4 protein-coding genes are annotated in these 6,219 nt (G+C 62.6%); 3 read left to right on the top strand and 1 reads right to left on the bottom strand.

Features of this window, described 5'->3' with window-relative positions; genetic code table 11:
• Positions 1-206: 206 nt before the first annotated feature.
• Positions 207-2,363 carry a DNA/RNA non-specific endonuclease gene (locus tag SNE35_RS31935; protein ID WP_320427120.1) on the bottom strand — a complete coding sequence of 719 codons (2,157 nt, stop codon included), beginning with the start codon at positions 2,361-2,363 and terminating at the stop codon, positions 207-209.
• A gap of 225 nt (positions 2,364-2,588) precedes the next feature.
• Here SNE35_RS31935 and SNE35_RS31930 point away from each other — a divergent pair, with 225 nt between their 5' ends.
• The 3 genes from SNE35_RS31930 (at position 2,589) to SNE35_RS31920 (ending at position 5,831) form a co-directional block, all read left to right on the top strand.
• The gene (locus tag SNE35_RS31930) at positions 2,589-3,113 is read left to right on the top strand and encodes a hypothetical protein (protein ID WP_320427119.1); all 525 of its coding nucleotides are present in this window, start codon (positions 2,589-2,591) and stop codon (positions 3,111-3,113) included.
• Between the two features lie 143 nt (positions 3,114-3,256).
• Complete coding sequence (locus SNE35_RS31925) at positions 3,257-4,540, top strand: hypothetical protein (RefSeq protein ID WP_320427118.1); 1,284 nt, start codon at positions 3,257-3,259, stop codon at positions 4,538-4,540.
• A 13-nt stretch (positions 4,541-4,553) separates the two neighbouring features.
• Positions 4,554-5,831, top strand: coding sequence for a pYEATS domain-containing protein (locus SNE35_RS31920; RefSeq protein ID WP_320427117.1), 1,278 nt, complete (start codon positions 4,554-4,556; stop codon positions 5,829-5,831).
• Positions 5,832-6,219: the final 388 nt, after the last annotated feature.

The following is a 6,219-nucleotide window of genomic DNA, read 5'->3' as shown; positions in this document are numbered from 1 at the left end:
CTTCGACAAGCACCACCACGTGCGCCGCGGTTTCCTCCCTTGAGGTTTACCCAACACCTGCCCTCAGGTCGGTGTACCGCGGCGAGCTGTCTGCCGCGACGGGCAGGTGTCGGACAAACCTAAACAGGAGCGGCGTCTAACGAACGACGGATTTCTCAGGCTGCCTGATCACCTTCGGCCTGTCTCCGCCGAGACGTTGGCGCGGCTTACAGGTCGATGTCCGACAGTGATGTGATCAGGATGCCCGTCAGAGCCTCCGCCCCGACAACGGGTTGGGTCGTCTGCTTGATGGTGTCGGCTGCGCGAATCTGGTCACCGAAGTCGAGACCCGTCCGCTTCTCGATGGTCTTGATGGGCACGCGCCACTGCTTGATGTTGACAGAGGACGGCGACGTCGGCTCGCCAAGATTCACACGCGCTTCGTCGAGCAGCGCACCTTGGTCGACGACCAGGCCCACCGCCTTCAATTTGTCCTGGCCCATCCAGACGACGACTTTGAAGAACGACGAGGGGATCTGGATGTCGTCGGCCCAGCGGTCGATGGTGTCGTCGAAGATGGGTCCCTGGAAGACGCACAGCGCACGCCGAACGTCCTGCGCCAATACACCGGTCTCAAGAACGTAGCGCTCGACACCTTGCCAGAACTTCGCCTTCTGGTTGAAGCGGAAATGCTGGGGCGAGCAGTTGGTGAAATGGAAGGTGTCGGCGTTTGCGCGCTTGGCTTCTTCCTCAGTTCCCCAGGTGGGGTCGGTTCGGCGTGTCAGGTGGCCGCGGTCGAAGTACGTTGACCACGCCGAGTAGAAGTCCTGGTTCAGGGTGAAGCTTTCGCTGACGCGGGGATCCTTGAACCACCGATCCCCCTCGGAGGCTTTGACCTCCCCGGTATCCCGATCGACGGCGAGGTAGGTTTCGCCGTCGATGTTGGTCGCGGTGAAGATAGCGATGCGCTTCGTGCGATGCAGCTTGACGCTGAAGTGTTCATACTTCAGCTCACCCTCGACGGCCTGGGGCTCGGTCGCTCGCAGCGGCGCAACCTGGTTGGACAGGTCGCCGATCAGCGCAGGCAGTCCAATCTCGACGCCTGGCACGAACGTGGTGATGAAGCCCTTGCGGTTGCCGTAATCACTGTCCACCTTGACGGCTTCGGCCGAGCTCGCCAGGGGCTTCGCGGGTGCAAGCGTCACCCCGTTGCGCGACGCTGCTGCGGCAGCGGCACCCGCAGGGGCCGCCTGGGCCGCCACGGCACCGTCCAGCGACACTGAAATGCGCACGGGAATGATGAAATCAACGGTCGCGCTGGGCTTCGGATCAGTCATGGGAGTGGCCTCGCTGAGAGTGTTGAGGTGGATGGCTTCAGCCGGTGTCGCCGGCGGCAACGCGCGCGCTGGCGGCGGGGAAAGGCGAGGTGGACCGAGCCGCGGCCCCTGTATCGTCTTCGCGTTGGCCTGCACGCCCAGCTCAAGCGCCTGGGCAAGCAGGGCGACTGAAGTTACGGGCACCTCGCCGCGACGTTTGATCAGGTCGTCTACCAGTGCGCTGATACGAATGCCTTCGTTGACCGCCGCCGGCACGGGTTTGCCGTCGTCATCGACCTTTCGCAGGAAGGGTTCGCCGTAGTGATGCAGGGCGACCACCTCCCAGTCGTCGTTGAATACGGGCGAACCCGACGATCCGATCTGGGTATCCGTCTCGTACAACAGCGTGGTTTCCGTGCGGACCACCAGCAGGTTGTTGCGGATCGAGATGAGCTTTCGCTGGCCCAGCGGATGCTGGACGATGTTTGTGCTCATGCCAACGACATGCTTGTCAGGAGCGTTCGACAGGGGGCAATAGCCGAATTCTTCCAATGAGCCCGGGCCCGACAGCCGGTTGCCTACGGCAATCACCGCATAGTCGAGTTCGGCTTCGTCGGAAAAGAGGGCGAAGGTGTCGGGATCCAACGTGAAGGACGTGACCGGCCTGGGGCGGCCCGTCTCGTCCAGCTCGCGGTCGAACGTGATGGTGGCGCCAAGCGCGGCTTTCGCATCCGGGATGACGTGCTGGTTCGTGATGAACAGCCTTGGGCTGATCATGAAGCCAGAGCCTGTCGTGCTGACCGTCCCGAATGACGCTTCGACATAGGCCACCGCTCTTCGGACTGTCGCCCCCTCCGGCAGGAAGCTGGCAGGCTGGAAGTCCAGGCTGTCGCCCTGGATGGACTCGGCCCCACTCCTCGTCCGTATCTGGATTCGCTTTGCCGCAAAGCGGCGGAATCGCTCGGTGTCGGGTTCAGCGCGCTTCCACTGGCCATTGGCCACAAGCCTGCGCACGCGGTCCCGCTGTTCGGCAGTGGCCTGAACAAGCTGTTCGACCTTGGTGGTCATGTGCCTCTCCCTTGCTTGGTCGCTCATCGAAGAATCAACAGCGGAGGACACGTTCGCATGCAGCGTTAGCGCAGGCATCCTCAATACCGAGGATGGAGCCGGCAAATGTCATTGCGGTGAACCTCGGCTGCCGTACATCTTCGACATACCAGCGGGCTCGGCGCGTACACGCAACCGTCATCTTCGTCCCTTAGCCTGAGCCTACGCAACTGGCAGGAGACGGCGATGGGCAACCTCAGCGAGCAGTGGTCGGGCAGCAACGGCTGGGCGATCAATCATCTGTTGATCGACGGCCTGGAGCGCCTGATTCGCGACCTCCAGAAGCTCGAGACCACGGGCTTCGGAGAAGAAATCTGTCTCCAGGTTCGTGAAGCCCTGCACAAGCTCTCCACCACTCAGGCGGCACCGACCGGCGCGAGTTTTGCGCCGGAGATCACCAATGAAGGCGGCCGCTTCCACCAGCGCTATATCGAGTGGAACGGCAACCTGCAGAACAAGAGCCTTGAGGCGGTGCATTCGCGAAACAAGTTGATCGGTGAGCTCTATTTCTGGCGGGAACGGATGATCAGCAAGCTGCACTCAGGCAGGCGGCAATTCAAGGTTTTCGCGACCGACGACGATTTTGAGATCGTGGAGGGCGTGTACAAGCAGCTCGGCACAGTCGTCGCTGAACACCCCGACATCTTCTGGCACCTGAAGGTGTCCGTCGCAAAGTTCAACGCCGCAGCAAAGCGACGGCAAAGTCACTGAGGCGGGCCTGCCCCGTGCAACACCTCCGGATCGAGCGCCTTTCGCGAAAGACGCATGCCGGCGTGGTTGAGGCGCTTGAATTTCGGGATGGTTTGAATCTCGTCACGGGGCCGCCGAACGCAGGGAAGACGCAGTGGGTCCGCATGCTCGACTACCTGTTTGGGGATCCCGAGCCGTTCTTCAATCGATTCCCGCGGGAGAACTTCGCTCAGTACGAAAGCATCGCGGCCGAGGTGCGCCTCGGGAGCGAGTCATTTCAGCTGGAGCGGTTCATCGGCCTCGATGGCATGAAGACCAAGGTCGAGATCGACGGCACGTCACATGACCTCAAGGGCTTCCAGCATTGGCTGCTCGGGAAGCTGGACTACCCGCCCGTTCGCTACCCCAAGGGCGTCTCCTCGCTGGAGAGGACCTGGCCCGAATTGAGCTTTCGGACGCTGTACCGGCACATCTATCGGCAGCAGCGGTTCTGGAGCGACCTGGCGGACCGCCAGACGCCCATCGAGACGAGCGCCTGCATCCTGCAGTTCCTCGACCTGGCGGCCGACGTCTACGGCGAAGACCTGCAGAAACTCCGGTCGCTTCGGGAGCGCGCTGACCGCCACGCCGTCGAGATCTACGCGGGTCGCATGGCCCTGTGGCTCATGGCCGGGGGCAGCACGGCGGAACTGCCGGACGCCAAGGCGCTCAACGCCCTGAACCCAAAGAGGATCGTGTCCAAGCTTCAAGAGGAGCTTTCGGCACTGGAAGCGGCGATCCAACTCGGGCCGGAAAGCACTGCGCCTGCGCAAATTCCGGACCGCGCACGCCTGGAACAGTTGGTGGCTGACGCGCGCCGCGCCGGCGAGGGCCATGAGAGGCTGCGGTCCGCCGAGGTCCTCCAAAGCTGGTCGTCCACTTCGGAAGTTCACCTCAAGCAGACCCAACAGGAAATCTGGGAACTGTCGGAGCGCATCCGGCTGGCGGACTTGTCGGATATGCTAAAGAAGCGGACCGACTTCCTCTGCGAGGCCATGAACGAGTACCTGCGCCTCGTGAATCAGCTGAACCCCCAGCTGTGGAGGCACCGCGACGTCAGCATCCGTATCTCCCGCCGGAACGAACTGCAGTTGTGCGTCGGCGACGTCCAGTGGGACCGCGCGCTGGGCGGGTCAGACGGCCTGCTCTTCCTGATGGCGTATCACTACGGGCTGCTTTCCCTGAGCGCGCAAGATGAATTCAGATACCCCGGGATCGTCGTCGTCGACTTCCCCGCTTACTTTCGAGGTCGGGCCATCTCGGAAATCGAGGGTCTGGTGACCAAGCCATTCGCTGATCTGCTGGAACGCGAGGCGTTCTCGACATGCCAGGTGATCTTCGTCGGCGCATCGTTCTCAGGGGAAAACCGCTGCCACCGGATCATGCTTGACTCAGGCTATCTGCATTGATTGGAGGGAGCCCATGCCGGAGCTTTTCAAGATCAAGACAAAAACCGGCTTCGCCTTCCTGGTCATCTCGGCCTTGATAGTCGTCGGCTTCCTCCTCCTGACCGTCCAGTCCGTGAGCCAGGCCAGTTGGCGGTACCTCTTCATCGGCGGGATGACCGCAATCGCAGGCCTCGGCTGCGGCGGGCTGGTCGGCTTGATCTTCGGACTACCCGAGAGCACGCCGGTCGTCGTGAGTCCACAGCCGAAGTCGGACGCCACCGCGGCATCTCCTCCCGCTTCCGAAGACTGGTACCGCGACAGCAGCTCGCTCGAACGAATCGCGACCTGGCTGACTGGGGCCATCATCGCCCTGTCCCTCGCGAACTTCGAGAGCTGGACGGTGCGGTTCGATCGCGCGGCCGTCTCAATTGGCATGGCGATGGAGGGCACTTCCTCCGCCGACCTGGCCGCAGCGTCCATACGTGCGGCCAAAGCGCAGGCCACGCTCGATGCGGTGAAGATCGCGCCAAGCGAGTCCGGTGAAGCCTATGACAAGCGTCGCGCAGCGGCGGCTGAGGCTTTGAAGGATGCGCAGGCTGAAGTCGCGCGAGCGGCGAGCGCCGCTGAAGTCGTTGGAGGCCTGCTTCTCGGGGGATACGCTTTCCTCGGATTCGCCGCCTCCTATCTTTGGACAAGACGCTACCTCCCGGCGGAACTGGCCAAGGCCAGGCGCGACATGCGGCAGGAATCTCGCCTCGACGCCAAGGATGCAGCCGAGCTTGCCGAAGCGCGCGCGAAGAACCTGACGCAGGAGTTCTCCAAACGGACTGGCGATCCCAAGGCGGCTGCAGCGGCCGCCGCTGCAGCCGCGTCGTCCCTGATGACCGAAAAACTTGCAGAGGGCGACGAAGCGCGCGGTGCACGGCCTTTCATCCAGCCAGGTCCCATTCAGAACGATCCGTGGAAGGGCCAATTTGGCGGCTTGCCGTCAACCGAACATGCTGAAGTCGCGGCCACAATCCGGGAAGTGCGTGGGCGCCCCGGCGTCTTCCTGGTCGCCTTGATGATCTGTGCCCGCAATGCGATGGGTCGCAGCACGCTGGCAGGAACCGAAGTCAGGCTCTATCTACACCCGACGTTCCCCGAACCGATCATCCGGCCGTTCACCTTCGACAGCGGCGGCGTCATCGAAGTCAACCTGGCGGCCGTCGGAGCCTTCACGATCGGCGTGCAGTTGATGAGCAGCGGGGCCCTGCTGGAACTGGATCTCGCCGATCTCCGCGATGCCCCTGCCGCTTTCCGCTTGAATTGAAGCTGCGACCCGCCCAACTTGGTTTGCCCGGATGCACCGCGTCGGGGCGATCCTAGGCTGGGGGCAGCAACAACCGGAGGCAGTGCGTATGGCAAACAAGATTTGAGGGTCGGTGCTACTGAGCTTGTTGTGCACCACGCATATCTGATCAGCCGATCCATGCCACTGAGGAGTGGCCTGGCGAGGACGACGCTATGACTGCTGGCAATGTCAGCTATGCGGAAAGGGAACTCGTCCAGGTGACTGTCGTTGAAAGGGCATTGGACTAAACCGCTCTCGCGGTAGCTGCTCCGGCGGCATTGGTCCGAACTCGATCCGCCATTCCTGCCACCGTTGATCGGCGAGGCAATCCGCCTCGCTCTTCAACAGGAGCAGGATCATGAAGCCA

This window comes from Roseateles agri (genome assembly GCF_034043675.1).
Classification (GTDB): domain Bacteria; phylum Pseudomonadota; class Gammaproteobacteria; order Burkholderiales; family Burkholderiaceae_C; genus KK5.
Note: the sequence above shows the minus strand (reverse complement) of the source record. Positions and strands in the feature narration are given on the sequence as shown.

Coding starts and splice junctions, on each gene's coding strand:
- SNE35_RS31935 (WP_320427120.1), bottom strand. CDS start 2,363: ATGACCACCAAGGTCGAACAGCTTGTTCAGGCCACTGCCGAACAGCGG.
- SNE35_RS31930 (WP_320427119.1), top strand. CDS start 2,589: ATGGGCAACCTCAGCGAGCAGTGGTCGGGCAGCAACGGCTGGGCGATC.
- SNE35_RS31925 (WP_320427118.1), top strand. CDS start 3,257: ATGCTCGACTACCTGTTTGGGGATCCCGAGCCGTTCTTCAATCGATTC.
- SNE35_RS31920 (WP_320427117.1), top strand. CDS start 4,554: ATGCCGGAGCTTTTCAAGATCAAGACAAAAACCGGCTTCGCCTTCCTG.